Source organism: Kribbella solani (assembly GCF_014205295.1).
Lineage (GTDB): Bacteria > Actinomycetota > Actinomycetes > Propionibacteriales > Kribbellaceae > Kribbella > Kribbella solani.
Genome location: NZ_JACHNF010000001.1, coordinates 5,296,069 through 5,319,516, shown reverse-complemented (window position 1 = coordinate 5,319,516; position 23,448 = coordinate 5,296,069). Strand labels below are relative to the sequence as shown.

The following is a 23,448-nucleotide window of genomic DNA, read 5'->3' as shown; positions in this document are numbered from 1 at the left end:
TCCATAGGAGCATCCCCCGCCGCCGCCACAGCCCCCAAACCGGTTTGGGGCGCCTAGCGGTCCATTCCAGGGGTACAACCTTCCCCGCTCCACGGACAGAACCCACCCCAAACCGGTTTGGGGTGGGTGACACCCCGTCGTGGCGGGTCCGCCCGCAGGGCGGCGAGATGTAATTGTGATGGGCTGACGATCCGGAATCTCCCCTGGATCGTCCGAGTCTGGGACGATGAGGCCGTGTCTGATGCCTTGGCTGGGACCACTGACCTCGACTTCGCGGTTGCCGCGTACACCGAGGACGGGAACTGGACGGTGACTCCACTCGTGCTCCGCGGCGAGCCGGACCTCTCCACGCTGGTGTCGGCGCTGCGCCGCTACCCGGGCGAGGGTGGCGTACTCGGGATGGTGTCCGTCGACGAGGACTTCTTCGTCCTGGTCCGGGTGCTCGGCGGCCGCGCCCGGCTGCTGATCTCCGACGTCACCGCGGCGACCGAATGGCCGCTGGCCCGGCAGATCGTGGACGAGCTGGACATCCCGCTGGCCGATGACGACGACGAGCAGGTCCCGGCCGGCGACCTGACGATCATCGCAGACCTGGGCATGAACGCGATGGACCTCGGCGCGCTCTGCGACGACGTCGACCTGCTCCCGGAGGAGATGCTGGAGGAGATCGCCGAGGAGCTCGGGTTCGGCAACCAGTTCCACGACGCGCTCGAAGCCCTTGGCTAGCCCATTGCTGCGGCGGGAGTGGTCGCGGTTGATGGCGCTGGCCCTGGAGGAGGGCGAGCTGGCGCTGCCGGACGTACCGATCGGTGCGCTGGTGGTGACCGAGGAGGGCGAGATCATCGGCCGCGGTCACAATGAGCGCGAGGCGACCGGCGACCCGACCGCGCACGCCGAGGTGCTGGCGATCCGGGCGGCCGCCGAACACGTCGGTGAGTGGCGGCTGACCGGCTGCACCCTCGTGGTCACCTTGGAGCCGTGCACGATGTGTGCGGGGGCGATCGTGCTGTCCCGGCTGGACCGGCTGGTGTTCGCCGCGTACGACGAGAAGGCGGGCGCGGTCGGATCACTCTGGGACGTGGTCCGGGACCGTCGGCTGAACCATCGGCCCGAGGTAGTGGGCGGGGTGCTGGCCGACGAGGCGGGTGCCAGGCTGCGCGATTTCTTCATCGGCCACAGATCTTGATAGTGTCCTCGGCGGTGGCGTGTCCGAGCGGCCGAAGGAGCGCGCCTCGAAAGCGCGTGACGGGCAACCCCCGTCCGAGGGTTCAAATCCCTCCGCCACCGCCAAACCGCCTTTAGGGGCGGCAGAGAGTCGAAGACCCTGATGCTGTGTGATGCGTCAGGGTTTTCGTCTCTCTGGACCTGACTCGGGACCTGACGCTCGACGAGAGGCCCCCATGGACGTTGCCGAGCTCGACCGGATTCTGCTGGCCGGTGCGGCGATCCTGCTGGTCGCCGTGGTGGCCGTGCGCCTGTCGGGCCGGATCGGGCTTCCGTCGCTGCTGATCTACCTCGGGATGGGCCTGCTGCTCGGCGAGTCCGGCCCGGGCCACATCGACTTCGAGAACGCCCAGCTCGCGCACGCTCTGGGGTTCGCCGCGCTGGTGGTGATCCTGACCGAGGGCGGTCTGACCACCAGATGGAACGAAGTACGCCCGGTGATGCCACTTGGGCTCGTACTGGCAACACTCGGTGTCGCCGTCAGCGTCGGCGTGGTCGCCTGTGTAGCGCATTTCGTCCTCGGGCTCAGTTGGCAGCTGTCCGTGCTGCTCGGCGCGATCACCTCCCCCACGGACGCAGCCGCGGTGTTCTCCGTACTCCGAAAAGTGCCGATCCGGCCGCGCCTCCGCGGCGCGCTGGAAGCCGAGTCCGGGCTGAACGACGCCCCGACCGTGTTGCTCGTCACACTCGTGAGCACGGGCGAGGTCGGCGAAAAGGGCCTCCTGGCGTTCAGCGGCCTGGTCCTGTACGAGCTGGTGGTCGGCGCGCTTTTCGGTCTGGCCGTTGGCTGGGTGAGCGTCCGCCTGATCCGCCGGATGGCACTCGGCTCGGCCGGGCTCTACCCACTGACGGTGCTGTCGGTCGCCTTCATCTCGTACGCGGGTGGTTCCGTCCTGCTGCATGTCTCCGGGTTCGCGGCGGTGTACGTGACCTCGCTCGTACTCGGACGGGCGGAGCTGCCGCACCGGATGGCGACCCGGTCGTTCGTCGACGGGATCGCCTGGCTGGCTCAGATCGGGTTGTTCGTGATGCTCGGCCTGCTGGCGTCGCCAGGGCGCTTCGTATTGAACGATGTGGTGGTCGCGCTGGTCATCGGTGTGGCCGTGACGGTGGTCGGGCGGTTCGCGTCGGTGGCGATCTCGGCCACGCCGTTCCGATTGCCGTGGCGCGAACAGACATTCATCGCCTGGGCGGGCCTGCGTGGCGCCGTACCGATCGTGCTGGCGACGATCCCGCTGGCCGAGGGCGTACCGCATGCGGACCGGATCTTCGACGTGGTGTTCGTGCTCGTGCTGGTGTTCACGCTACTCCAAGGCCCCTCCCTGCCCTGGTTGGCGGCCCGGCTGAAGGTACTGGACGAGAACGCGGCGCACGAAGTGGACATCGACGTGGCGCCGCTCGAGTCGCTCGGCGCGGACATGCTCCAGGTACACGTCCCGAGCGAGTCCAAACTGGCCGGGGTGGAGATCGGCGAGCTCCGGCTCCCGCCAGGCGTGTCGGTGTCGCTGGTGATCCGCAACAAGCAGACGTTCGTACCCGATCGGCGGACCGTCCTGCGGGCCGCCGACTCACTGCTGGTGGTTGCTCCGAGCCCGGTCCGCGAGCAGACCGTGAGCCGCCTGCGTGCCGTCTCCCGGGCCGGTCGCCTGGCCGGCTGGTTCGGTGAACGCGGCCGGGAACAGCACTAGCGCGTGCTGGGCAGGGTCAGTTCGGGTTCTGGCCGGAGGGGATCGGCTGCGGGGTACGGATCACCGGCAGGCAGACCTCGGTGCCGGCCGGGACCGAGACCGACGGGATGCCCTTGAGCTTGACCGAGCCGAAGCCGGCGCCGATCACCAGGTCGACGGTGTGGTCGGTGCGGCCGTCGGCGACCATCACCGCCTTCTGGTTCAGCTGACCGGCGACCAGCAGCATCTCGGGCGCGTTCGCGCTCGCGCCGCGCAGCGACACCACGTCGACCTTGTCGCCCTTGGGCTCGTTCGAGATCTTGTTGATGTTGAACCCGTACTTCTTCAGCACCTCCGCGACCCGGCCGGCCGATCCGGCCCGGGCGCCGCCGTTGTACACGTTCAGGACCACCTGTTTGGGCACCAGGCGGTTGTTCGGCAGCTTCTGCGCGACGCAGGTCGGGTCGGCGCTGCTGCTGATCGCCTTCCAGCCCCACCAGCCGCCGCCGGCCAGGATGCCGAGCAGGATCACCATCGTGATCGGCGTACGCCACCGGGCCCGCGAGTGCGGCCTCGGTTGCGGATGTATCGCTGTCATCTGCTCCACCCCCCGTGAGCGGCAGCCATTGGTCAGTCCACTACCAGGACCCGGGCGTGCAGGACCTGACGCTGCTGCAGCGCGGCGCGCAGCGCCCGGTGCAGCCCGTCCTCGAGGTACATGTCGCCCTTCCACTCCACTACATGCGCGAACAGGTCGCCGTAGAAGGTCGAGTCCTCGTCCAGCAGCGCGTTCAGGTCAAGGGTGCCCTTGGTCGTGACGAGCTCGTCCAGCCGCACCTGCCGTGGCGGCAGCGAAGACCAGTCCTTCGGCCGCAGCCCGTGGTCCGGGTACGGCTTGTCGTCCCCGACACGCTTGAAGATCACCCCCCGAAGTCTAGCGGGGTTCCAGGTCGTACGAGAGGTAGGCAATGTCACCGGAATAGTCCGGTGACCCGAAGCAACCTTTCGGCGCCGTCAGGCGTCTCCCAGCGGCGCCGGAGGACTAACATTCCGACGGGTAAGTCAGGCACAAGTCCGACAACCGTCAGGCAACCGGGGAAGGCACGCTGAGATGGCCGAGAAAGCCGACGTGGTGGAGACCGTCAAGCAGGGGTACGCGTTCGATGGGGCGGCGCTCGAGCTGGGCGCGCTGCTGATCGACGGTACGCCGGAACCGGAGGCGGCGGTCCGGATCCCGCTCGGGATGATGAACCGGCACGGCCTGGTCGCGGGCGCCACCGGTACCGGTAAGACGAAGACGCTGCAGCTGATGGCCGAGCAGCTCTCCGCGGCCGGCGTCGCGGTCTTCGCGGCCGACGTGAAGGGCGACCTGTCCGGGATCTCCCAGCCGGGCGCGGGCGGCGACAAACTGCTGGCCCGGACCAAGGCGATCGGCCAGGACTGGACCGCCACCGGCTTCCCGACCGAGTTCTACGCGCTCGGCGGGCAGGGTACGGGCATCCCGATCCGAGCCACCATCACCTCGTTCGGGCCGGTGCTGCTGTCCAAGGTGCTCGGGCTGAACGACGTACAGGAATCGTCGCTCGGGCTGATCTTCCACTACGCCGACAAGGCCGGCCTGACGCTGCTGGACCTGAAGGACCTGCGGGCCGTCATCCAGCACCTGACCTCGGACGAGGGCAAGGCGGACCTGAAGGATCTCGGCGGACTGTCGGCGGCGACCGCGGGCGTCATCCTGCGGGCGCTGATCGGGTTCGCCGACCAGGGTGCCGAGGCGTTCTTCGGCGAGCCCGAGTTCGACACCGCCGACCTGCTCCAGCAGCGCGACGGCAAGGGCGTCATCTCGCTGCTCGAGCTGCCCAACCTGCAGGACCGGCCGGCGCTGTTCTCCACCTTCCTGATGTGGCTGCTCGCGGACCTGTACCACGACCTGCCCGAGGTCGGCGACGTGGACAAGCCGAAGCTGGTGTTCTTCTTCGACGAGGCGCACCTGCTCTTCAACGACGCGTCGAAGGCGTTCCTGGACTCGATCGCGCAGACCGTCCGCCTGATCCGGTCGAAGGGCGTCGGCGTCTTCTTCGTCACCCAGACGCCGAAGGACGTACCGGACGCGGTTCTGGCGCAGCTCGGTTCGCGCGTCCAGCACCAGCTCCGGGCGCACACGCCGAACGACGCGAAGGCGCTGAAGGCGACCGTGTCGACGTTCCCGAGCTCGTCGTACGACCTCGGTGAGGTGCTGACCCAGCTCGGGATCGGCGAGGCGATCGTGACCGTGATGAACGAGTCGGGCGCGCCGACCCCGGTCGCCTGGACCCGGCTGCGGGCGCCGCAGTCGCTGATGGCGCCGGCCAGCGCGGAACAGCTCACGGCCACCGTGCAGGCCTCGCCGAACAACGCCAAGTACTCGGAGACGGTCGATCGCGAGTCGGCGTACGAGATCCTGGCGGCGAAGGTCCAGGCCGGAGCCGAGCAGGCGGCGGCCGAGGAACAGGCGAAGGAGCAGGCCAAGCCGGAGCCGGAGTCGCGGCCACGGGCGCAGAAGCCGGAGAAGTCGATGGTCGAGCAGGTGATCGGGTCGACCGCGTTCAAGCAGTTCGCCCGGACGGCCGGCCGGGAGATCGTCCGCGGCCTGTTCGGCGCGGCGCGCCGGAAGTAGGTCCGAAAGCGGGTTTTTCCTGCGCTGCAAGGGAAAACCCGCACTGATAGTTGATCAAACGACTGAATACGGAACGATTGTCGATCGTTTCCAAGTCGTCATCCACAGCCGCGCCGTCGCGGATTGGGACCTGACGCTCTCTCGTCGTACCGTGTGAGGTAATGGTTGCGCAGAGTAGGCGAGCGGTACGATCCTGGGCGCTCTGGACCCTGACGGTTCCGGCGTTCGCCCTCGTCGTGCTCGTCGACCTCGCCGCCATCGGGTACGCCGCGCACGCTTTCGCCGGCCGGCCGGACTGGCGCGGGCTCGATGTGGTGGTCGCGCTGACCGTGGCGGCGCTGATCTCGGTCGAGGGCGCCCGCCGGGTGGAGAACCGGCGGCGCCGCGGCGGCGCGCTGCACAAGGACCTGGCGCCCGCCTGGATGATCGCGGCGGCGGTGATCCTGCACCCGGCGCTGGCGATCCTGGTCGCGCTGCTGCTGCGGATCTGGTGGCGGATCCGCGCCGGGAAGTGCATTCCGTACCGCTGGGCGTTCTCCACCGCCGTCCACGTGCTCGCGGTCGGCGCGGCGCACGCGGTGTTCGTCTCGGCTCGGCAGCTGACCGGGGACAGTGGGCTCGGCCTGGTCGTGTCGATGATCGGCGGCGCGGCCGCCTACGTGGTGACTGACACTTTGCTGTGCGGGCTGGCGATTTCGCTGATCGTCCCGGGCAGCAGCCGGCGTGAGACGGTCGGCGGCCGGGACGACGTCTGTATCGACGCGACCGCCGCCACCTTCGGCGTCCTGCTCGGGAGCGCCTGCCTGATCAGCCCGTGGTTCGCGTTCGCGGCGATCCCGATCACGCTGACCGCGCAACGCTCGCTGCTCCTCGGGCAGCTCGAAACCGAGGCGCAGACCGACCCGAAGACCAGCCTGACTCGCGTCGACTGGTGGCGCCGGCGCACCGATCAGATGCTGCGTACGTCCCGGAACCAGCGCGAACCGATGGCGGTCCTGCTGATCGACATCGACCACTTCAAACTGGTCAACGACCGGCACGGCCACCTGGTCGGCGACGAGGCACTGCGCGCGGTCGCGACGATCCTGCGCAGCGCGATCCGGGTCAAGGACGTGATCGGGCGGTTCGGCGGCGAGGAGTTCGTGATCGCGCTCCCGGACACCGGGATCGACGAGGCGACCGTCACCGCGGACCGCCTCCGGAACGCCGTCGCCGCGAGCCCACTCGCCGCGATGTGCGCCGGCGTCCTCGATGATCCCGATCTGGACCCGGACACGTTCCACCTCACCGTCAGCATCGGCGTCGCCGTGTATCCAGGTGACGGCGGCACCGTCGACGACCTCCTGCTCCGCGCCGACCGAGCCATGTACGCGGCCAAAGCCGCCGGCCGAAACCGAGTCCGCCTGGCCGCCGACACGGTCCCGATCGCGTCGCTGGCATCCCACCCCATCCATCGCCCGACCCCAGCCGATGGCACCGCGGCGACGGTTGTCAGGCCCAACGCCAACCGCGCGACCACCGCACACCCGACCACCGCACACCCGACCACCGAGCACCCGACCACCCAGGGCCCCAACCGCCCGGCGGATCGCGGCATCACCGCTCCCACCGCGCATTCCGCAGACCGGGGAATCGCCGCCCCGACCGCGCATTCCGCGGACCGCCCCCTCGCCTCAGGCGTCACCCCGACCGACCGCCCTTGAACAGTCACCCTCGGTTGTTCGGTGGAGAGAACCTTTTACGGGTGGGCGGCGTCTTCAAGTGTGGGGGCCAGCAAGAACGGAGTGCAGATGCCGGGTACGGGGAGTCGCGACGACGACTTCACGGGTTTTGTCCTGGCCAGATCCGCCCGCCTGGTGCACTTCGCGCGGATGCTCTGCGGTGACCTCGAACTCGCCGAGGACCTGGTCCAGAACGCACTCGAAAAGGCGTACCTACGCTGGGATCGCATCGAGTTGGCGGACCCGTTCGCGTACGTACGCCAAGCCGTCGTCAACCAGCATCTCTCCTGGTTGCGCCGCCGGCTGTGGCGTGAGCGCCCGAGCGGGCACGCGTCCGAGATCGACCTGTATGTCGACCCGGTAGAACCTGACCAAGCAGGCGCCGTTCATCGTCAGGTGGCAATGGGCGCGGCGCTGGCCGCGCTCAGCCGCCGCGAGCGCGCGGTCGTCGTGCTTCGCTACGTGGAAGACCTGACCGAACGCGAAACTGCCGAGGTACTGGGTGTAGCTGTCGGCACCGTGAAGAGCGCCAACGCCCGCGCGCTCGACAAACTCCGGGCCGCCCCCGAACTGACCAGCGTGAGGGGGCACGCATGAACAGCACACCCGAAGAGCCGGGAACGCCGGAGGGGATCCGTGCGCCGGGTGAGCCGCGCCTGGGGGGCGCGAGGGGAGCCTCGGGTGAGGTGGACGGGGGTAGTGGGGTGGATTGGTCGCGTGATGAGCGACGGCGGGTGGTGGAGGAGGAGCTGCGCGCCACGTTGGCGCCGGACTACTCGGTCAGGTCGCTCGATCCGGCCCGGGTCATCACTCGGGCGCGTCGGCGGCGGGTACGGGAGCGGGCGGCGGTGGGAGCCGCGGCGGCGGCGACCGTGGCGGTCGTGATCGGGGGAGTCGTCGGCAGCGGACTGCTCCGCGGCGAGGCGCCCGAGCCGGCGAGCCCGCCGGCCTATCCACAGACCCCCAGCGTGCCGTACACGCCTCCGACCGGCCCGGTTCCATCCGTCACCCCAAGCAGCCCGGACCTGCCTTCCACGACGCCAACCCCGACCATGCCGCCGACCAGCACGGGACCGAACCAATCCGCCCAACCGAACAACAGCATCCAACCGAGCAACAGCATCCAATCGAGCGGCGGCGTTCCACCGAGCCCGACCGGTTCACCGACCGAAACCAGCCCGCCGTCGGTACCACCAACCCAGCCGCTCAGCCCGACCAGGCAACCGACCCACGCCGCTCGGTCGACCCCGGCAGCCGAGATCGCAACCCCCACCGGCCCGTCAACCTCAGCTCCATTCCAGAGCCCACCGGCCACCCGCGCCCCGGCGACCGCCACACCGGCGACCAGCACGCCGGTCTGAAAGGGAGTCGGGCGGGCAGAACCTTTTCCCGTACCGGCCGCGTCCTTCAGCCTGACAAGCTCATCGAACAGGTGCGGAGGGCAACGAATGAATCAGGATCACGGGAAGCGGCGGCTGACGCGGATGGTGCTGGCGGGGGTGGCGGTCGCCGCGGTAGGTGGCGTGGCGCTCGCCGGTTCGGCGATGGCTCGAAGCAACGGTTCCGACGGCGGACCGGCCGCGACGCCGACCAGCGCGAGTCCGACGCCCATTGACCAAACGCCGACAGTGCAGCCGCCGCCCTCGATGACGCCGGTCCCGTCGCAGTCACCGACGAGCGCGACGCCGACGGAAGCAACGCCCAGCCCGATCAGTACCAGCATCCCGGTCGCTCAGACACCGCGGATGGTTCCGCCGACCGCACCGCCGCCGCCGGCATCATCCCCGACCCACCCGTTGATCCTTCCGCCGAGCGCGTCGCCGAGTTACCCGCCCTCGGCGACCCCGACCTACCCGTCGCAGACGCCGACCGTCGCCCCGCGCGGCAAGTAGGCGGATCTCCAGCCCATCACAACACCGCAGCCGCACCTCACCGAGTACGTCGGCGAGCGTGCGGCTGCGATGCGTGTGGCACTTGGACAGTGCTGGAGGTTCAGCAGGCGCCGAACGTGCCGCCCGAGATCCACGCCTTCGCGACGTACATCCCGGCGTTGACCCGGAGCCAGACGTTGCTCGTGCCCTGTGATCCGGTCACGTTCTCACCGGTGGTCTGACACTCGACGGTGACCTGCGCCGACTTCCCGGCCATTCCGACCACCGCGCCGGCCGAGTTGGGCGCGTTGCGTACGTTCAGGTACCCGGACGAAATCGACACCGTTCCGCGACCACCGTCGCCGGTCCACAGGTACGTGACGTCGACCCAGGAGTTGTCGGCCAGCTTGAGCGCATCCCAGAAGACGCCGTCGGCGAGATCGATCCCCGCGGGGTTGGCGACCGTACGCCCGAACTGGTCCTTCTTGCCGTTGTAGCCGTTCTGGTACGCGGCCTGTGCCTCGGGCTTGCCCTGCGGGAGGTCCTTCCACATCTCGCGGGTCGCGCTCGGGTTCCAGTAGTCGTCCTTGGTGTTCCACGGCCCGACGTCCCAGACCGGTTCGAAGGCGCAGCGCGAGGCGGTGCAGACCTTGACCGAGTACGTGCCGGAGCCGTTGCCGGACAGGCCGCGCCGGGACGGCAGGGCGACGAAGTGATCCCGGTCCACGATCACGTGGCCGTTGGCCGTCGTACCGCCGACCAGGCCCTCGCGGGTGGCGAACACCTTGGACTTCAGCGGCGCGGCCTGGACCGTCATGTTGCTGGCGGCAACCTTGTCGGCCGGCTGCACGCTGACGTCACCGACCGACGGTTTCGCGCCGGTCGGCGGGGCCAGGACGATGATCCGAAGCTGCACCTGGTCGCTGGCGCCGGGCAGCGCGGTCGGCGTACCGGCCTTGGTCGGGGTCCATTCGGACCATCGGCCGTGCACCCAGGCGCGTACGAGAACCTCGGCCGATGAACCGTCCGGCGTACTGGCCGTGTAGCCGACGACCACGCTGGATGCCGGCGTACTGAAACGGACCGGGGTCAGCTCGGCGAGGCCGGAGCGCTGTTTGAGCTCGGACGCACCGATCGCGGCGGCGGCGTCGCCGAGGACGATCCGGTTGCCGTCCTGTTTCACGTTGCTGGAGCCGGCGATCGGCTGCGGGGAGACCGCGACCGGGGCCGTGGTGCTCGCCGGAGCAACGGTGCTTGGTGCGGCGGTGCTTGGTGGGGCGAGGGTAAAGGTCGCGGCAAGGATTGCCGCTGCCGCGGTCAGACCGAGGGCAGGGGTGAACCTACGAGTGGTACGCATGGGCGGAAACCTCCGGGGCGGTGAAGGTGTGTGCATCCAATGTGACTCATAAACTTCACCTCTGGCTAGCCCGTCAATAAATTTCCTCCCAGGAGTTGGTGACAGAACAGAACCTGATCGGTTGCTCAGCGGGTTTGGACCGGTGTGACAGAGGCTGAGGAGAATCGATGACCGGGACCGCGGACGCCGACTTCGAGCGTTTCGTCGTGGCGCAGTCGACCCCCTTGCTCCGGTTCGCGGAGATGCTGTGCGGCGATCGGCATACCGCCGAGGATCTGGTGCAGCAGGCGTTGATGCGGTCGTACCCGAAATGGCACCGGCTGGAGGGCGACCCACTGCGGTACGTCCGCCGGGTGCTGGTGAACCGGTTCCTCAGTCAGGCCCGCCGGCGCTGGAACAACGAAGTACCCAGCGACCCGGTGCACAACGACTGGGACCAGCGAGCGGTGGCGGACTTCGCCGCGGACGTACAGACCAGGGAGGCCGTGCTCGCGGCGCTCTCCGGCCTGACCGTCCGGGAACGAGCCGTGGTCGCGCTGCGCTACTCGCAGGATCTCTCCGAGGCCGAGACCGCCGACCTGCTTGGCATGGCGGCCGGGACCGTGAAGAGCACGGCGTCCCGCGCGCTGGCCAAGTTGCGGCTGGCACCTGATCTGATCGACAGCGGAGTTGGAGGAAACTGATGGGTGACGAGCAGCGGGTGCGCGACGCGCTCACGTACGAGATGGAGCCGTGGCAACCGGACGCCGCCGACCTGATGCGGCGCGGCAAGCGGCTGGCGTGGTTGCGCCGGGGCCTGGCCGCGGCCGGGGTGACCGCGCTGGCCGGGACGGTCGCGACCGTGTCGGCAGCCGTGGGTGGACCGGCACAGGTCAAGAACCTGCTGGCGGGCAGCGGGAAGCCGGTCGTGCCGGCAGCCAGCCCGTCGGTCGACCCGACGTGTCTGCCAACTGTCCCTCGGTTGCCCAAGGCAACAGTAACCGTCGACCCGAACAACCCAACCCTGCCAGGGAAGCCGGGCACACCCACGCTGCCCGGGAAGCCGAACCTGCCGGGTACGCCGTCCTTCCCGACCGCAACCCTCCCGGGCAAGCCGGCCAACCCGACGCTGCCTGGCAAGCCGACCCTTTCCGGCAAGCCAACCGTGCCGGGCCAGCCGGGTGTGCCGGGTGTGCCGGGTAAGCCTGGCGTGCCGTCGGGGAAGCCGACGCTGCCGTCCAGCCACCCGAGCCTGCCGGGTATGCCGACGCCGCCGTCCGGCAAGCCGACCCTGCCGTCGGGTCATCCCACCGGCGAGCCGGCGCTGCCCTCGGTCAAGCCCACCGGCGTGCCGACGGCTCGGCCGACGCTGCCGGGTAAGCCGACCGGAGCGCCGAGCGTGCCGTCCGGCAAGCCCACCCTGCCTGGTCACCCGAACGTGCCGGCCACGCCGACCCTCCCGGGCAAGCCGACGCTGCCGTCCGGCAAGCCGAGCCTCCCGGAGCCGACGCTGCCCGGGAAGCCGAACGTGCCGGGTACGCCGACGCTGCCCGCGAAGCCGGGCCTCCCGTCGGCCAAGCCGACCCTCCCAGGCAAGCTCCCGACCGGCGCCCCGTCGGTTCAGCTGCCGGACTGTGTACAAGGCGTACCGACCGCGCAGCCGTCCGCCCCGAAGCCGACCGCACCGCAGCTCCCGGCGCTCCCCGGCAAGCCGACCGCGAACCCGTCCGTGCCTGCCGCCGGGAAGCCGACCGGTCACGTCACTGCCAAGGTAGAGGTGACCGTCGACCCAGGCAAACCGGCCGCCAAGCCCACCCTCCCGGCCAAGCCCACCCACCCGGCCAAGCCGACTCTCCCGGCCGCGACCCCCAGCTTCCCGTCAGCGAAGCCGACCGTCCCGACGCCGGCCTTCCCAACCACCCTCCCCGCCCACCGGTGAACCCGAGCGTGCCGTCCGACCTGGCAACCGGCAGGCCGAGCGCGCCCGACCGGTAGCTCCGAGTGCGTTCTCCAACCGGCCACCCCTCCTCCGGCCGGTTGGGATTCCGGTCACCGGCGAGTGGACCAACCCTGCGGGTCTACTCGCCGGTGACGCCATCCGCGAGTTCGCGGGCCACGTCCAGGTGGCCCGCGTGGCGCGCGTACTCCTGAAGTACGTGGAAGAGGATCCAGTTCAGCGTCGGCCGGTCGTCGGTCCCGAAACGGCCACCGGCCGGCGCGACCGTCGCCGGGTCGGCCCCCGCGACCACGTGCCGCGTGTACTCACCACCCGCGTGCAACTGCGCCAGCAGACTCTCGAGCGTGTCACCAGGTGCGAGCTCCCACCGCCCGTCCGGGTCGTCGCCGGAGTCGCCCCACGGATGCTCGACCTGCTCCGCGGTGAATCCCCACCGCAACCACCGGCGCTCCATGAAAACAAGGTGTTTCAGCAGCTCCAACGGCGACCACCCGGACGGCATCCGGCTGGTACGCAGCTCGGTCTCGCTCAACCCGGTCAGCTTGTTCTCGACGATCCCGCGGTACCGGTCGAGGTACTGAAGATGCAGCTCGATCGTGTCGGCAACCTCCCGCCCGGGCTTCACGACCCCGCCCGCAGGTACTCGGCGGTCTCGTCGTCGGCCGGGTAGAACGACTCGATCATCAACTCCGACACGGTGACGTCGAGCGGCGTACCGAACGTGGCGATCGTGGTCAGTAACGACAGCTCCTTCCCGTCGTGCCTGAGTTTGAACGGGATCACGACTTCCGCGCTACCGGGTTGCGTCGGTTGATCAGCCGCGGCGTACGCGCACAGTTCGTCGTACAAGTCCTGGAGCTCCGGATCCGCGGTACTCGCCACCTGCCGTTGCAGCGCGCCGAGCGCCGCGGCGCGGACGTCCGCGATGTTGTCGATCCGCCGGGCCAGACCGTCCGGGTGCAGGGTCAGCCGGAGCGCGTTGATCGGTGCCTGGAGCAACTGTTCGTCGACGCCGGCGGTGAAGATGCCGATCCCGGCGTTCGCCTCGACGATGTTCCACCACCGGTCCACCACCAGCGCCGGGTACGGTTCGTGTGCCTTGAGCAGCCGGCGCAGGGTCGTACGGATCGCGAGCATCGCCGGCGAGTGCAGCGACGCCTCGCTGTAGATCGGCGCGAAACCACCGGCGAGCAGTAGCTGGTTCCGGTCCCGGAGCGGTACGTCGAGTTGCTCGGCGAGTCGCAGCACCATCTCCCGGCTCGGCCGGGACCGACCGGTTTCCACGAAACTGACGTGCCGGGTGGACACCTCGACCCGGTTCGCCAGCTCGAGCTGACTGAACCGCCGGCGCTCCCGCCAGCCGCGCAGAAGCTCGCCCACCGGGCGCTGGAAGGTCTCCTCGATCGTCGCTGCCATGCTCCGACGGTAGCGGGTGGCATAGACAAGGCCATTACCTCCGAGGTCATCGACGGTATGCCGGTCCGGCGGCAGAGTTCTGCTCAACGGAACCGATCGAGGAGGAAACACCATGACCGCAAGCACCCTGGCCGACCAGTACTTCGCCACCTGGAACGCGGCCGACGCCGACCGCCGGGCAGAGCTGATCGCCAGTACCTGGACCGCCGACGCGACCTTCCAGGACCCGAGCTTCGAGGCCACCGGTCCGGACGAACTGAACAAGCTGATCGGCGCCGCGCAGCAGCTGTTCCCGGGGTTGTCGTTCGTCCGGGTCGGGAACATCGACGAGCACCACGGGTACCTGCGCTGGACCTGGCACCTCAAGGCCGAGGGCCAGGAGCCGGTCGCCGGCGGCACCGACATCGTGATCCTGGCTGCCGACGGGAAGATCCAGAAGCTGATCGGCTTCCACGACTTCGCGCCGGCGCACTGAGCGGGTATCACAGCCGGCGTCGCGACGTACCGGGATCTTGTCAGACTTCCGGCTGATCTTGTTGTCGCCGAACGGCGGATGCGACCCGGCCGCGCCGCCGCCTAGGTTGCAGGCATGTGGAAATCGTTGACAGCGGCATCGATAGCAGGAGCCGTGCTGGTGGCCGCCGTTGGTGTGAATACGGCGGCCGCCGCGGGCACCCTGGACTGGAAAGCCTGTAAACCGGGCGCGATCGAGCGATGCGCGACTTTGAAGGTACCGCTGGACTGGTCGAAACCCGCCGGTTCGACCACCGACGTGTTCGTCGCCAAGGTGCCGGCGAAGGACCAGAAACACAAGCTCGGCGCGCTGTTCTTCAACCCGGGCGGGCCGGGTGGCGCCGGCGGCTCGATCTTCGCCGCCGGGCTCGCGGACGTGATCCTGCCGCAGTTCCGGGACAAGTACGACCTGATCAGCTTCGACCCGCGGGGGACCGGGAGCAGCAGCCAACTCGACTGCGGACCGGTGCTGCGCCAGGGCGTACCGGTGTTCCCCAAGTCGGCCGCGGAGTACGACGCGATGGTGGCGTCCAGCCGCGCGACCGGCGAGCAATGCCTGAAGCAGCACGGCGAGCTGATGCGAAACCTGGACACGCGTTCGGTCGCGCGCGACATGGACGCGATCCGCGGCGCGCTCGGCGAAGCGAAGTTCAACTACATCGGCCTGTCGTACGGGTCGTACCTGGGCACGATCTACGCGCAGCAGTTCCCGCAACGGGTCGGCCGGATGGTCCTGGACGGGATCGTCGACCACAAGCAGGGTGCGCTGAAGTTCATGCTCGACGAGGCGCGGACGATGGAGGACAGCTTCAACCGCTTCGCCGCCTGGTGCGCGAAGGACACAGCGTGCGCGCTGCACGGGCAGGACGTCGGGGACGTGTACGACGCGACGCTCCGGACCGCCGACAAGACGCCGCTGAAGGGCCCGAAGGGTCCGGTCACCGGCGACGTGATCCGGATGGCAGTACCGACGCTGCTGCCCCTGACCGCGATGGTCTCGGACAACTGGCCCGCGCTGGCAACCGCGCTGGCCAAGGCGGCGAAGGGCGATGGCACCGACTTCGCGAACGTGAGCTATCTCGGCGATCCGGAGACCGCGTACGCGGCCGTGTCCTGTATGGACCTTCCCGGCGAACTGCGCGGGTACGCCGATGCCCGTGCCCGGCTCGCTCTCGCCAAGTCCGTCGCGCCACGCCTCGGCGCGTCGGTCGAAGGCTGGGCGCTCACCGCAGCCTGTTCCGGTTGGCCCATTCCGCCGAGCAACCCGTGGCAGGCGACGCCGGTGCATGGCGCGGCACCGATTCTGATCACTTCGACGCTGCACGACCCGTCGACGCCGGTTACCAACGCTCGCAGCCTGAACCGGCAGATAGACGGCAGTCGCCTGCTGACCGCCGACGCCGTCGGTCACACCGCGTACTTCAACTCTGCCTGCGCCCGGGACGGCATCGCGGACTATCTACTGAAGGGAAAGCTCCCAACGAAAACCTGCTGAGTTCTCGGGCCGGTTGGGGTTTCAGGTGCGGAGTGGGTCGGTGAGGCGAGCGCAGCTGAGTTCTCGGGCCGGCTGGGTTTTCAGGGGAGGAGTGAGTTGACGAGGCGGGCGCAGCGAATCGGGTCTTCGGTCAGGCCGGCGGCCAGGCCCCAGAGCCAGTAGTCGACGGTTCGCCAGATGACCCAGTCGCGGGCGCGGTCGCGGTCCAGACCGGCTTCGTGGACGGCGAGGTCGAAGTGTTCGACGATGTCGGGCATCTCGTCCAGGCGCGTCCACAGCACGCGGCCGAGGTCGTACTCGATATCGCCCTTGAACAGCACCGGATCGACGGTCAACCAGTCCTCACGCGTACCGGCGAGGACCTGATCCGAGTGCAGGTCGCCGTTCACCGCGAGGGTCGAGTGCGTCGCGTCCGGCGCGACCCGGATCGCCTCGCGGAGGATCGCCAGGTCGAACGGGCGGCCGAGCCGTTCCCATTCCGGTTCGAGTTCCGGGGTTCGCGTACGCACGAGGTCCTCGGTCGACCGCGCTTCGTCCGGGGCAGGTACGGCGAGGCGGCGCATCAGTTGTCCGAGGACGGCGACCGCCTCGTCGACCGGCCGGCTTGTCAACGGTGTGGACAACCGCTCAAGCAGCATCGCGCCGGCGTCGGCATCATCGTCGTACAACAGCGCCATGCCCCGCCCCGCCCACCACCGCAACGCCCAGACCTGCTCGACCACCTCGCCCCCAGGCGGCGACATCCGCAGCACAAAGGCATCACCGCCCCGCGATACCGGCACAACGACAGCATTCGACCCGTGTGCAACCGCTCCCACGATCTCCAAGTCCCACCGCTCACACTGCCGCTCAACCGCGGCAGGCAGCCCCCGTAACCACCCTTCTCCTTCATTCCACCAGCGCGGCATTGCCAAGAACTCCGCCGGTAGCTCGATCACCCGGCCAACCTACCGATCGCCAGGCGATCGCGGGGTGGGTTTGAGGAGGTACGGACTCGGCGGGTGCACCCTGGGAGAGACGCACCCGCCGGGCCGGTCGTTCTCCCGCCCCTCAGTGGGAGAACTCGCGGCTCGGTGAACACCACCCATGCCCGAATGGCACTGACCGAACCGCGGGACCACCTAGAGGTACCCCAGGGATCGGGTTCGCACACCTATCGGCACGCGGTTCGGCCGGAAAACTTCACATACTTCGAACGTTCAGGACTGTAACGCCCACGATCTGACCCATCCGCCGCCGTACGCTGGGTGCCGATTTCGCCCAGCGGGGGCCGGTGCGGCGATCCATCAAGGGGGAAGGAACGGCGATGGCGGAAGTGCCCGACGAGCAGTTCGCGGAGGAGCTGACCGAGGACCAGCTGGACGAGCTGGAGGCGCTCGGCGCGGCCGAGGACGCGGAGCAGATCCTCGGTCCGGTAGCCGGACAGAACGTGACCGGACCGGACATGACCGGACAGGACGTGGCTGGACAGAAAGATGCCTGAGGCAAGGATTCGGTGGCGTGGGTTCACCATGAACAAGCGCACCGTGTCGATGGTCGAGGCCGCCGAGCAGCTCTATCACTCGAAGTTCGCGATCCTGCAGGGGTCGTACAACGCCGGCGGCGTGGACGCGTCCGCGGGTACGCATGACGGCGGCGGCGCGGTCGACGTGGACGTGCGGACGAAGAGCGCCGCGCAGCGGGTCGCGGTGGTGAAGGCGCTCCGCCAGGTCGGGTTCGCCGCCTGGTTACGGACGCCGGCGCAGGGCAACTGGCCGTACCACGTGCACGCGATCGCGGTCGGCGACAAGGACCTGTCCCGCGGCGCGGCGCTGCAGGTCGTGGAGTACCACCGCAAGCGCAACGGCCTGGCCAATCGCGGCAAGGACGACGGCCCGCCCGGGTACTACGGGATGACCTGGGAGCTGTACCTGAAGGCGCATCCGCCGAAGGAACCGGTTCCGGACTCGACCATTTCGCTGGCGGCGATGGCGTACGCGCGCACGCACGACGCGATGACCGGGGTGTGGGGCGCGGATCGGGCCCGAGTGGTCGCCTGGGCGGCGCATCCGCGGGTCGGCGCGATCACCAAGGCGGAGACGGTGCCGGCCGCCGGCGTACCGTGGCACCTGCACTTCCAGCGGGTGATCCGGAAGGTGCAAATGCACTTCAAGCTCGAGGTGACCGGGATCTTCAACCCCGCGGTCGCCGGCGTGATGAAGAAGTACGGGTACACCATCGTCGCCTGAGTACACGGCGCCAGGTACGTGACAGGGCCGGGTACGCGACAAGGCCCCACCGGTAGCAGCCGGTGGGGCCTTGGTGGTCCACTACCGCCCGGGCATCCCCGGTGCAGCTGTGGAGGTGGAGAGCGGAACCGACGCCGATGCAGGGGTCAAGACGTCAGCTCCGCTTGTCTATGGAGTTCTGTGCTCTACGGTTCTGGCCGCCCAGACCTGCGCGTGGTGGAACTCGAGGTGCTGCCGCATCTCCGCCGGCGTACCGCCCGGGGCGCCGAGGCCGAGATGGTTCATCGTCGGGACCACCACCGCGCGTACCTCGGACCGCTTGACCTCGTCGAGCAGTGCGTGGAAGGCGGCGGACTCGGCCGCGTCGCGTTCGGTGTAGACGGTGCCGAGGGTGAATCCCTCGGCGCTGGCGAAGGCGACCAGTGAATCGGTCGCCGCGGCCAGCTCCTCCGCGCAGCTCAGCGCGTCGGCCCGTACGTACCCGAGCAACGTCGGCCGGGTGGTCATCGGGTGCTCTTCACCGGTACCGGCTCGCTCGTCACCCGGAGGGAGGCGAAGCGGCGGCGCATGGCTTCCTCGTACTGGACGGCGTGCTCCGCGTCGGCGGTGTGGTCCGCGATCGGATGAGCGCCGAACCAGACTCGCACCCGGCGGTGCGTGATGGGGTTCTCCAGCGTCTCGGTCATCGCGATTCCTCTTCGGCCGTCTCGGTACCGGACGGCTTTGTCCGGTAGGAATAGAAGACCGCACCGGTGGCTGCCTTCGGAACACTTCGGTAGGGACCTTTACAGAGGCCTAACGCAGAGTAGGGAAACCTTCGAACGTGCAGGTCAACGCCGTCTCCGCAGCGTCACCGAACCTTCGGCAACCGCAAGCGAATCGCTGTCAAGAATGTTTGCAGCTATTTACCGGTAACGATTCGGCGACGCCCCGGGTTATTCGATCAGGGCCGAAATCTATGACGTCCTGCTAACTTCACGCGGGCGGGCGATCACCAAGAGTCCGCGACCGGCGATCAGTAAGCCGAGCACGGCCGCGATCAGCGGAACCACGAGCCCGGCGCGGAAACGATCGACCGTCAATACATCCGTCGCGGTCAGTACGGCAGCGACCACGGCGAGTCCGAGCGCGGACCCGAACTGGAACGACGTCGTCAGTACGCCACTCGCCAATCCCTGCTCGTTCTCCAGTACTCCATCGGTGGCGGCAATCGTCAGCGGCCCGTACGTGAGCGCGAATGCGAGGCCGAGCAGAATGAATGCCGGCAGCATCGCGGTATAGGTCCAGTCCGCTTTGAGTGGAAGAAATGCGGCATAGGCCAGTGTGGCGAGTGCGAAACCGCCGAAAACCACCCGCGGATTGCCGAAACGCTTCACCAGCCACGGCGTCAGCGTCGGCGCGAGCACCGAATCGATACCGATGACCATCAGCGCGAGCCCGGTCTCCAGCTCGGACCAATGCCGCAGCTCCTGCAGGTACAGGACGGCCACGAACTGGAATCCGACGAACGAACCGACCAGCAGGATCGCGCCGAGGTTCGCGCGGACCAGGCCGGCGTTCCGGAGGATGCCGAGCCGGATCAGCGACGACTTCGCTCGCCGCTCGATCAGGATGAACAGTGCGAGTACGGCCAGTCCGGCGATCCCGGTGCCTACGGTTTGGCCGCGGGCGACGTCGGGTGCGCGTACGACCGTGCTGATCAGCAGCATCATCGCTCCGGTCAGCGTCAGCGTGCCGATGATGTCGAAACCGTGGCGCGGTCCGGGCGTACGTACATCACGCGGGATCAGCGCGAGCGCGCCGGCAAGAACGATCGCGGACACCAGTACCGGCGCGAAGAACACCCAGCGCCAGTCGATCGAGCTGAGCAGTCCGCCGGTGACCATGCCGAGCGAGAAGCCGCCGGCCGCGGTACCGGCGTACACGAGCAGCGCCCGGTCTCGCTGCGGTCCTTCGGTGTACGTGGTGGTGATGATCGACAGGCCGGCCGGGGTCATGAACGCCGCCGCGATTCCGGTGACGAACCGGGCCAGGATCAGCACCCAGCCCTCGGTGGCGAACCCGCCCAGGCCGCTGAACATCAGGAAGATCGCCAGCCAGCCGACGAACATCCGCCGCCGGCCGAGCAGGTCAGCGGCGCGGCCGCCGAGCAGTACGAAACCGCCGTAGCCGAGGGCGTACGCGCTGACGATCCACTGCAGTTCGCCGGTCGCGAGGCCGAGCTCGGCGCGGATGGACGGCAGCGCGACGCCCATCATCGAGACGTCGATGCCTTCCAGGAAGATCGCGCCGCACAGCACGAACAGGACTGCCCAGCCCCGTCCGGTGATCCGTTCCTGGGTAATGGTTGCCGCCACAACTGCTCCTTCAAGGGTCGGTTCTCTCTTGTAACTGACCCCATCTTGAGGAACCATGGCGACTTGTGGAAGAAGGCACTTTGAAGGAACCGAGTAACTCCTGCTGCACCGAGGAGGCGTTCCAGTGGGACACCCGCGAGGATTGTGACGTCCGGCAGATCCTGGATCGGATCGGCGACAAGTGGTCGTTGCTGGTCGTCGCGCTGCTGGACAGCGAGTCGATGCGGTTCACCGAGCTGAAGCGCACGATCGACGGGATCAGTCAGCGGATGCTGACCGTGACGTTGCGCCAGCTGGAGCGGGACGGTCTGGTCAAGCGGACCGTACATCCGGTGGTGCCGCCGCGGGTCGACTACGAGCTCACGCCGCTCGGCGTCACGCTGCACGCGACGATCCAGTCACTCGTCACCTGGACCGAAACCCACCAGGCCGAGATCGCCACGGCCCGCGCCCGGTACGACGCCGACGCGTCGGCCCAGGCCCGGTACGACACCGCTAGCGTGCCGTCTTCGTGAAGTGCGCCGGGTGACGCGGTACGACGATCAGCGTCAGCCCGGCGGCGATGAACGCGAGTGCGGCGATCACGTTCAGGGTCAGGGGCAGGCCGAGAGCGAGCGTGGTCGCGGGCGCGGCGAGTGCTCCGACGAGTAGCGCGAGTGAGTCGGCGGCGAAGAAGAGCGCGCCGACGCCGGCGAGTACTTCGGCCGGCGCGGATCGCTGAATGGTGGTTTCGGCGGTGATGAGCAGGATGCTGCCGGGGAGCCCGATCAGCACGGTGGCCGCGACGGCGATCGGGACGTTCGGGGCGTTGAAGAGCGCGAAGAACGCCGCGGCCGTGGCGAGTTGGGTGATCGCCAGTAGTTCGCGGATGCCGAGCAGGCGGCTCGCCTTCGTACTGAGGGCCGCGCCGATCAAGTACCCGGCTCCGAGTCCGGAGATCAGGTAGCCCACGACGTACCCGGGTGCTTGCAGGCGGTCGACGGTGAACGGTACGAGGAGCGCGGTCAGGCCCGCGTTCGCTGTCAGGAAGGCGGTTTGGCCGATGAGTACGCCGCGAAGCGCTCGGTGTCGTACGACGACGCGAAGCCCTTCGAGTGCGCGTGGTGGTTCGGTGGTGGTCGTGCGTCGACGCGTACGGATCGTTGCGATGACGACCGCCGAGATCAGGTAGCTGGCGATATCCACAGCCAGGACGAACTTGATTCCAGGGCCGGCCAGCAGCAGCGCGCCGAGCGGCGGTGCGGCGAGCCGGATCGCGCTGCTCGTCACCGCGGTCAGGGCGTTGGCCGATGCCAGTTCGTCGCCGGTGCCGACGACGGTCGGGCGTAGGGCGCGGGCCGCCGGACGGAAGACGGTGGTGGCGGTGTTTTCGAGCAGGATCGCGACGTAGATCAGCCAGAGCTGGTCGCGGTCGGCGAACAAGATCAGTCCGACCGCGGCCGCGCTGACCAGGTCCGCGATCCACATTGCTCGGACCAGATCCCAACGGTCGAGCAGGACGCCGGCCCAGGGGCCGATGGTGAGCGCGGGCAGGGCCTCCAGTGCGAGCGTCAGTCCGGTCGCGACCGTCGAGCCGGTCAGCGTGAACACATAGAACGGGATCGCGACCACCAGCAGCCACGATCCGATGCCGGACACTGCTCCGCTGAGCCACAGCCGACGGAAGTCTCGGTTTCTCACGGAGCGGGAATCTATCCTCAGAAGATAGACATCGGCAAGTCTGTTCTGTGAAGATAGTCGGTATGGAGTTGGGTGAGGTGTTGCGTGATCGGCGCAAGGCGGCCGGACGGACGATCGCGTCGGTCGCCGTCGACGCCGGGCTGTCCGTGCCGTACATCGCGAACCTGGAGAACGGTCGTGGCAATCCGACGCTCGCGGCGCTCGAGCGGCTCGCGACCGCGCTCGGGGCACAGCTCGAGGTGCGGATCGGCGAGGAGCCGCCGGCGCCTGCGTCAGTCGGAGCCGAGCTGGTGGCCGGGGCTCAGCTGGTGGGTGCAGCCGGGCTGGTGGCCGCGTCCGCGCGGGTCGACGCGGTGGTTGCGGCCGTGGCCGACGGCAGGTCGCGCGCGGCCGTCCGGCGGGATCTGATCGCGACCCTCGACGCGCTCGGTACGGTCCTCGGCCGCCCGCCGAACGCCGCCGACCTGAGCCGCCTGCTCGACCTGCTCCAACTCGCGTGACCGGGGCACCGTAGGGTCCGGGCATGGACATCGGTACGCGGATCGCAACTGCCCAACTGACCGGCGCGGCGCGGTCGAAACGGCAGATCGTCGCCGGGCCGTTGGTCGGCCTCCTGCACGAGAGCGATGCCTGGTACCTGTCCGGCGTACTCGCCGCCGAGCCCGGTCAGCCGTTCGAAGCCGGCGACGTCGAGTGGGCGCTCAACACGATCCGGCAGGCGTTCGCCGCGGAAGGGCGCTGGGTGAGCGCCGAGCTGGTCGACGAGGCGAACCCTGGCCTGGCGCAGGCGCTCGAGGCCAACGGCATGACGATCGTTTCGCAGCTCCCGCTGCTGGTGGTCGAGCCGGCCGAGCTCGTCGTACCCGAGTCGTCCGGGGTGACCGTGAAGGTGGTCGCCTCGGCCGCCGACCAGAAGGTCGCGAACGCGGTGTCGGCGGCGGCGTACGAGATGGATGACGCCGACTTCACCTTCAAACCGGACCCGGTCGATGGCGGCGCGGTCCTGGTGTACGCCGATGACGTGCCCGTCGCGACCGCTGCCTGGACTGCGATCGCCGACGGCGTGACCGAGGTGGCCGGTGTCGGCACGATCCATTCGCACCGCCGCCGCGGCCACGGCGCGCTCGCCACCGCGTACGCGACCCAACAGGCCTTCACGCTCGCCGGCGCGACCCTCGCCTGGCTGACCCCCGGCGACGACGGCGCCGACCGCGTCTACCGCCGCCTCGGCTACGCCCCGAAAGCCACCGCCGTGCACCTGGGCGACCCCGGCGGCCACCTCGCCGACCTCCGCTAGACCGAACACCCGCCGACAGCAGGAATCAGG

27 protein-coding genes and 1 tRNA gene are annotated in these 23,448 nt (G+C 69.0%); 17 read left to right on the top strand and 11 right to left on the bottom strand.

The features are described 5' to 3' along the window. Positions 1–234 precede the first annotated feature (234 nt). From HDA44_RS24295 to HDA44_RS24280, 4 genes are all read left to right on the top strand, one after another. Positions 235–726 carry a tRNA adenosine deaminase-associated protein gene (locus HDA44_RS24295; protein WP_184838149.1) on the top strand — a complete coding sequence of 164 codons (492 nt, stop codon included), beginning with the start codon at positions 235–237 and terminating at the stop codon, positions 724–726. Positions 727–757: 31 nt separating this feature from the next. Further along, positions 758–1,186, top strand: a complete 429-nt coding sequence (locus tag HDA44_RS24290; RefSeq protein ID WP_184844192.1) for a nucleoside deaminase — start codon at positions 758–760, stop codon at positions 1,184–1,186. 13 nt (positions 1,187–1,199) lie between these two features. Beyond that, positions 1,200–1,290: transfer RNA gene (locus HDA44_RS24285), tRNA-Ser, on the top strand. 110 nt (positions 1,291–1,400) lie between these two features. Then, positions 1,401–2,912 carry a potassium/proton antiporter gene (locus HDA44_RS24280; RefSeq protein WP_184838147.1) on the top strand — a complete coding sequence of 504 codons (1,512 nt, stop codon included), beginning with the start codon at positions 1,401–1,403 and terminating at the stop codon, positions 2,910–2,912. Positions 2,913–2,928: 16 nt separating this feature from the next. On the opposite strand, the gene HDA44_RS24275 is transcribed toward HDA44_RS24280, so the two are convergent. Both HDA44_RS24275 and HDA44_RS24270 read right to left on the bottom strand, forming a co-directional pair. Beyond that, positions 2,929–3,489 (bottom strand): LytR C-terminal domain-containing protein, encoded by a 561-nt coding sequence (locus HDA44_RS24275; RefSeq protein ID WP_184838145.1) that lies wholly within the window; start codon positions 3,487–3,489, stop codon positions 2,929–2,931. 32 nt (positions 3,490–3,521) lie between these two features. Next, positions 3,522–3,815 carry a type II toxin-antitoxin system VapB family antitoxin gene (locus HDA44_RS24270; RefSeq protein ID WP_130386840.1) on the bottom strand — a complete coding sequence of 98 codons (294 nt, stop codon included), beginning with the start codon at positions 3,813–3,815 and terminating at the stop codon, positions 3,522–3,524. A gap of 187 nt (positions 3,816–4,002) precedes the next feature. On the opposite strand from HDA44_RS24270, the gene HDA44_RS24265 reads away from it, so the two are divergent. The 4 genes from HDA44_RS24265 to HDA44_RS24250 all read left to right on the top strand — a co-directional run bounded on the left by HDA44_RS24265 (position 4,003) and on the right by HDA44_RS24250 (position 8,629). After that, complete coding sequence (locus tag HDA44_RS24265) at positions 4,003–5,547, top strand: helicase HerA-like domain-containing protein (RefSeq protein ID WP_184838143.1); 1,545 nt, start codon at positions 4,003–4,005, stop codon at positions 5,545–5,547. A gap of 161 nt (positions 5,548–5,708) precedes the next feature. After that, on the top strand, positions 5,709–7,250 hold the full coding sequence (locus tag HDA44_RS24260) for a GGDEF domain-containing protein (RefSeq protein ID WP_238352539.1): 1,542 nt from the start codon (positions 5,709–5,711) through the stop codon (positions 7,248–7,250). An 87-nt stretch (positions 7,251–7,337) separates the two neighbouring features. Continuing rightward, a complete protein-coding gene (locus HDA44_RS24255; protein WP_184838141.1) occupies positions 7,338–7,865 on the top strand; it encodes a SigE family RNA polymerase sigma factor in 528 nt (175 codons plus the stop codon). Between the two features lie 107 nt (positions 7,866–7,972). Next, positions 7,973–8,629, top strand: a complete 657-nt coding sequence (locus tag HDA44_RS24250; RefSeq protein ID WP_184838139.1) for a RodZ family helix-turn-helix domain-containing protein — start codon at positions 7,973–7,975, stop codon at positions 8,627–8,629. Between the two features lie 98 nt (positions 8,630–8,727). Here the strand turns inward: HDA44_RS24250 and HDA44_RS24245 are convergent, their stop codons facing one another. Next, entirely contained in the window at positions 8,728–8,991 is a 264-nt protein-coding gene (locus HDA44_RS24245; RefSeq protein ID WP_184838137.1) for a hypothetical protein, read from the bottom strand. A gap of 269 nt (positions 8,992–9,260) precedes the next feature. Continuing rightward, positions 9,261–10,496 carry a hypothetical protein gene (locus HDA44_RS24240; protein ID WP_184838135.1) on the bottom strand — a complete coding sequence of 412 codons (1,236 nt, stop codon included), beginning with the start codon at positions 10,494–10,496 and terminating at the stop codon, positions 9,261–9,263. Positions 10,497–10,663: 167 nt separating this feature from the next. On the opposite strand from HDA44_RS24240, the gene HDA44_RS24235 reads away from it, so the two are divergent. Next, positions 10,664–11,179 carry a SigE family RNA polymerase sigma factor gene (locus tag HDA44_RS24235; RefSeq protein ID WP_184838133.1) on the top strand — a complete coding sequence of 172 codons (516 nt, stop codon included), beginning with the start codon at positions 10,664–10,666 and terminating at the stop codon, positions 11,177–11,179. Next, positions 11,179–12,414 (top strand): hypothetical protein, encoded by a 1,236-nt coding sequence (locus HDA44_RS24230; RefSeq protein WP_184838131.1) that lies wholly within the window; start codon positions 11,179–11,181, stop codon positions 12,412–12,414. Before HDA44_RS24235 ends, HDA44_RS24230 begins: the two co-directional genes overlap by 1 nt. Positions 12,415–12,553: 139 nt before the next feature. Here the strand turns inward: HDA44_RS24230 and HDA44_RS24225 are convergent, their stop codons facing one another. Both HDA44_RS24225 and HDA44_RS24220 read right to left on the bottom strand, forming a co-directional pair. Then, positions 12,554–13,057 carry a mycothiol transferase gene (locus HDA44_RS24225; RefSeq protein WP_184838129.1) on the bottom strand — a complete coding sequence of 168 codons (504 nt, stop codon included), beginning with the start codon at positions 13,055–13,057 and terminating at the stop codon, positions 12,554–12,556. After that, positions 13,054–13,848: a helix-turn-helix domain-containing protein gene (locus tag HDA44_RS24220; protein ID WP_184838127.1), complete on the bottom strand. Its 795-nt coding sequence runs from the start codon at positions 13,846–13,848 to the stop codon at positions 13,054–13,056. The genes HDA44_RS24225 and HDA44_RS24220 overlap by 4 nt, the downstream gene beginning before the upstream one ends. Positions 13,849–13,960: 112 nt before the next feature. On the opposite strand from HDA44_RS24220, the gene HDA44_RS24215 reads away from it, so the two are divergent. Continuing rightward, on the top strand, positions 13,961–14,323 hold the full coding sequence (locus HDA44_RS24215; RefSeq protein ID WP_184838125.1) for a nuclear transport factor 2 family protein: 363 nt from the start codon (positions 13,961–13,963) through the stop codon (positions 14,321–14,323). A 114-nt stretch (positions 14,324–14,437) separates the two neighbouring features. Then, complete coding sequence (locus tag HDA44_RS24210) at positions 14,438–15,856, top strand: alpha/beta hydrolase (protein ID WP_184838123.1); 1,419 nt, start codon at positions 14,438–14,440, stop codon at positions 15,854–15,856. An 80-nt stretch (positions 15,857–15,936) separates the two neighbouring features. Here the strand turns inward: HDA44_RS24210 and HDA44_RS24205 are convergent, their stop codons facing one another. Next, positions 15,937–16,764, bottom strand: coding sequence for an aminoglycoside phosphotransferase family protein (locus HDA44_RS24205; RefSeq protein ID WP_202888450.1), 828 nt, complete (start codon positions 16,762–16,764; stop codon positions 15,937–15,939). Positions 16,765–17,162: 398 nt separating this feature from the next. Here HDA44_RS24205 and HDA44_RS24200 point away from each other — a divergent pair, with 398 nt between their 5' ends. Then, positions 17,163–17,339: a hypothetical protein gene (locus HDA44_RS24200; RefSeq protein ID WP_184838119.1), complete on the top strand. Its 177-nt coding sequence runs from the start codon at positions 17,163–17,165 to the stop codon at positions 17,337–17,339. Between the two features lie 28 nt (positions 17,340–17,367). Then, positions 17,368–18,084: a hypothetical protein gene (locus tag HDA44_RS24195; RefSeq protein WP_238352538.1), complete on the top strand. Its 717-nt coding sequence runs from the start codon at positions 17,368–17,370 to the stop codon at positions 18,082–18,084. Between the two features lie 168 nt (positions 18,085–18,252). Here the strand turns inward: HDA44_RS24195 and HDA44_RS24190 are convergent, their stop codons facing one another. The 3 genes from HDA44_RS24190 to HDA44_RS24180 all read right to left on the bottom strand — a co-directional run bounded on the left by HDA44_RS24190 (position 18,253) and on the right by HDA44_RS24180 (position 20,441). Continuing rightward, on the bottom strand, positions 18,253–18,591 hold the full coding sequence (locus HDA44_RS24190) for a hypothetical protein (RefSeq protein ID WP_184838115.1): 339 nt from the start codon (positions 18,589–18,591) through the stop codon (positions 18,253–18,255). Then, a complete protein-coding gene (locus HDA44_RS24185) occupies positions 18,588–18,770 on the bottom strand; it encodes a hypothetical protein (RefSeq protein ID WP_184838113.1) in 183 nt (60 codons plus the stop codon). Before HDA44_RS24185 ends, HDA44_RS24190 begins: the two co-directional genes overlap by 4 nt. Before the next feature lie 270 nt (positions 18,771–19,040). Continuing rightward, positions 19,041–20,441: an MFS transporter gene (locus HDA44_RS24180; RefSeq protein ID WP_337906355.1), complete on the bottom strand. Its 1,401-nt coding sequence runs from the start codon at positions 20,439–20,441 to the stop codon at positions 19,041–19,043. Between the two features lie 80 nt (positions 20,442–20,521). Here HDA44_RS24180 and HDA44_RS24175 point away from each other — a divergent pair, with 80 nt between their 5' ends. Next, on the top strand, positions 20,522–20,956 hold the full coding sequence (locus tag HDA44_RS24175; protein WP_202887533.1) for a winged helix-turn-helix transcriptional regulator: 435 nt from the start codon (positions 20,522–20,524) through the stop codon (positions 20,954–20,956). Here the strand turns inward: HDA44_RS24175 and HDA44_RS24170 are convergent. After that, positions 20,937–22,121, bottom strand: coding sequence for an MFS transporter (locus tag HDA44_RS24170; protein ID WP_184838106.1), 1,185 nt, complete (start codon positions 22,119–22,121; stop codon positions 20,937–20,939). The genes HDA44_RS24175 and HDA44_RS24170 overlap by 20 nt on opposite strands. A gap of 62 nt (positions 22,122–22,183) precedes the next feature. Between HDA44_RS24170 and HDA44_RS24165 the strand changes: the two genes are divergently transcribed. Both HDA44_RS24165 and HDA44_RS24160 read left to right on the top strand, forming a co-directional pair. Further along, entirely contained in the window at positions 22,184–22,621 is a 438-nt protein-coding gene (locus tag HDA44_RS24165; protein ID WP_184838104.1) for a helix-turn-helix domain-containing protein, read from the top strand. A 23-nt stretch (positions 22,622–22,644) separates the two neighbouring features. After that, a complete protein-coding gene (locus HDA44_RS24160; protein WP_184838102.1) occupies positions 22,645–23,418 on the top strand; it encodes a GNAT family N-acetyltransferase in 774 nt (257 codons plus the stop codon). Positions 23,419–23,448 lie beyond the last annotated feature (30 nt).

Excerpts from the sequence above, each read along its gene's own strand:
- HDA44_RS24210 (WP_184838123.1), top strand. The coding sequence starts at position 14,438 with ATGTGGAAATCGTTGACAGCGGCATCGATAGCAGGAGCCGTGCTGGTG.
- HDA44_RS24205 (WP_202888450.1), bottom strand. The coding sequence starts at position 16,764 with ATGCCGCGCTGGTGGAATGAAGGAGAAGGGTGGTTACGGGGGCTGCCT.
- HDA44_RS24240 (WP_184838135.1), bottom strand. The coding sequence starts at position 10,496 with ATGCGTACCACTCGTAGGTTCACCCCTGCCCTCGGTCTGACCGCGGCA.
- HDA44_RS24255 (WP_184838141.1), top strand. The coding sequence starts at position 7,338 with ATGCCGGGTACGGGGAGTCGCGACGACGACTTCACGGGTTTTGTCCTG.
- HDA44_RS24290 (WP_184844192.1), top strand. The coding sequence starts at position 758 with ATGGCGCTGGCCCTGGAGGAGGGCGAGCTGGCGCTGCCGGACGTACCG.
- HDA44_RS24235 (WP_184838133.1), top strand. The coding sequence starts at position 10,664 with ATGACCGGGACCGCGGACGCCGACTTCGAGCGTTTCGTCGTGGCGCAG.
- HDA44_RS24215 (WP_184838125.1), top strand. The coding sequence starts at position 13,961 with ATGACCGCAAGCACCCTGGCCGACCAGTACTTCGCCACCTGGAACGCG.
- HDA44_RS24220 (WP_184838127.1), bottom strand. The coding sequence starts at position 13,848 with ATGGCAGCGACGATCGAGGAGACCTTCCAGCGCCCGGTGGGCGAGCTT.
- HDA44_RS24195 (WP_238352538.1), top strand. The coding sequence starts at position 17,368 with ATGAACAAGCGCACCGTGTCGATGGTCGAGGCCGCCGAGCAGCTCTAT.
- HDA44_RS24190 (WP_184838115.1), bottom strand. The coding sequence starts at position 18,591 with ATGACCACCCGGCCGACGTTGCTCGGGTACGTACGGGCCGACGCGCTG.
- HDA44_RS24200 (WP_184838119.1), top strand. The coding sequence starts at position 17,163 with ATGGCGGAAGTGCCCGACGAGCAGTTCGCGGAGGAGCTGACCGAGGAC.
- HDA44_RS24245 (WP_184838137.1), bottom strand. The coding sequence starts at position 8,991 with ATGCTGGTACTGATCGGGCTGGGCGTTGCTTCCGTCGGCGTCGCGCTC.
- HDA44_RS24275 (WP_184838145.1), bottom strand. The coding sequence starts at position 3,489 with ATGACAGCGATACATCCGCAACCGAGGCCGCACTCGCGGGCCCGGTGG.
- HDA44_RS24265 (WP_184838143.1), top strand. The coding sequence starts at position 4,003 with ATGGCCGAGAAAGCCGACGTGGTGGAGACCGTCAAGCAGGGGTACGCG.
- HDA44_RS24185 (WP_184838113.1), bottom strand. The coding sequence starts at position 18,770 with ATGACCGAGACGCTGGAGAACCCCATCACGCACCGCCGGGTGCGAGTC.
- HDA44_RS24260 (WP_238352539.1), top strand. The coding sequence starts at position 5,709 with ATGGTTGCGCAGAGTAGGCGAGCGGTACGATCCTGGGCGCTCTGGACC.
- HDA44_RS24160 (WP_184838102.1), top strand. The coding sequence starts at position 22,645 with ATGGACATCGGTACGCGGATCGCAACTGCCCAACTGACCGGCGCGGCG.
- HDA44_RS24280 (WP_184838147.1), top strand. The coding sequence starts at position 1,401 with ATGGACGTTGCCGAGCTCGACCGGATTCTGCTGGCCGGTGCGGCGATC.
- HDA44_RS24165 (WP_184838104.1), top strand. The coding sequence starts at position 22,184 with ATGGAGTTGGGTGAGGTGTTGCGTGATCGGCGCAAGGCGGCCGGACGG.
- HDA44_RS24230 (WP_184838131.1), top strand. The coding sequence starts at position 11,179 with ATGGGTGACGAGCAGCGGGTGCGCGACGCGCTCACGTACGAGATGGAG.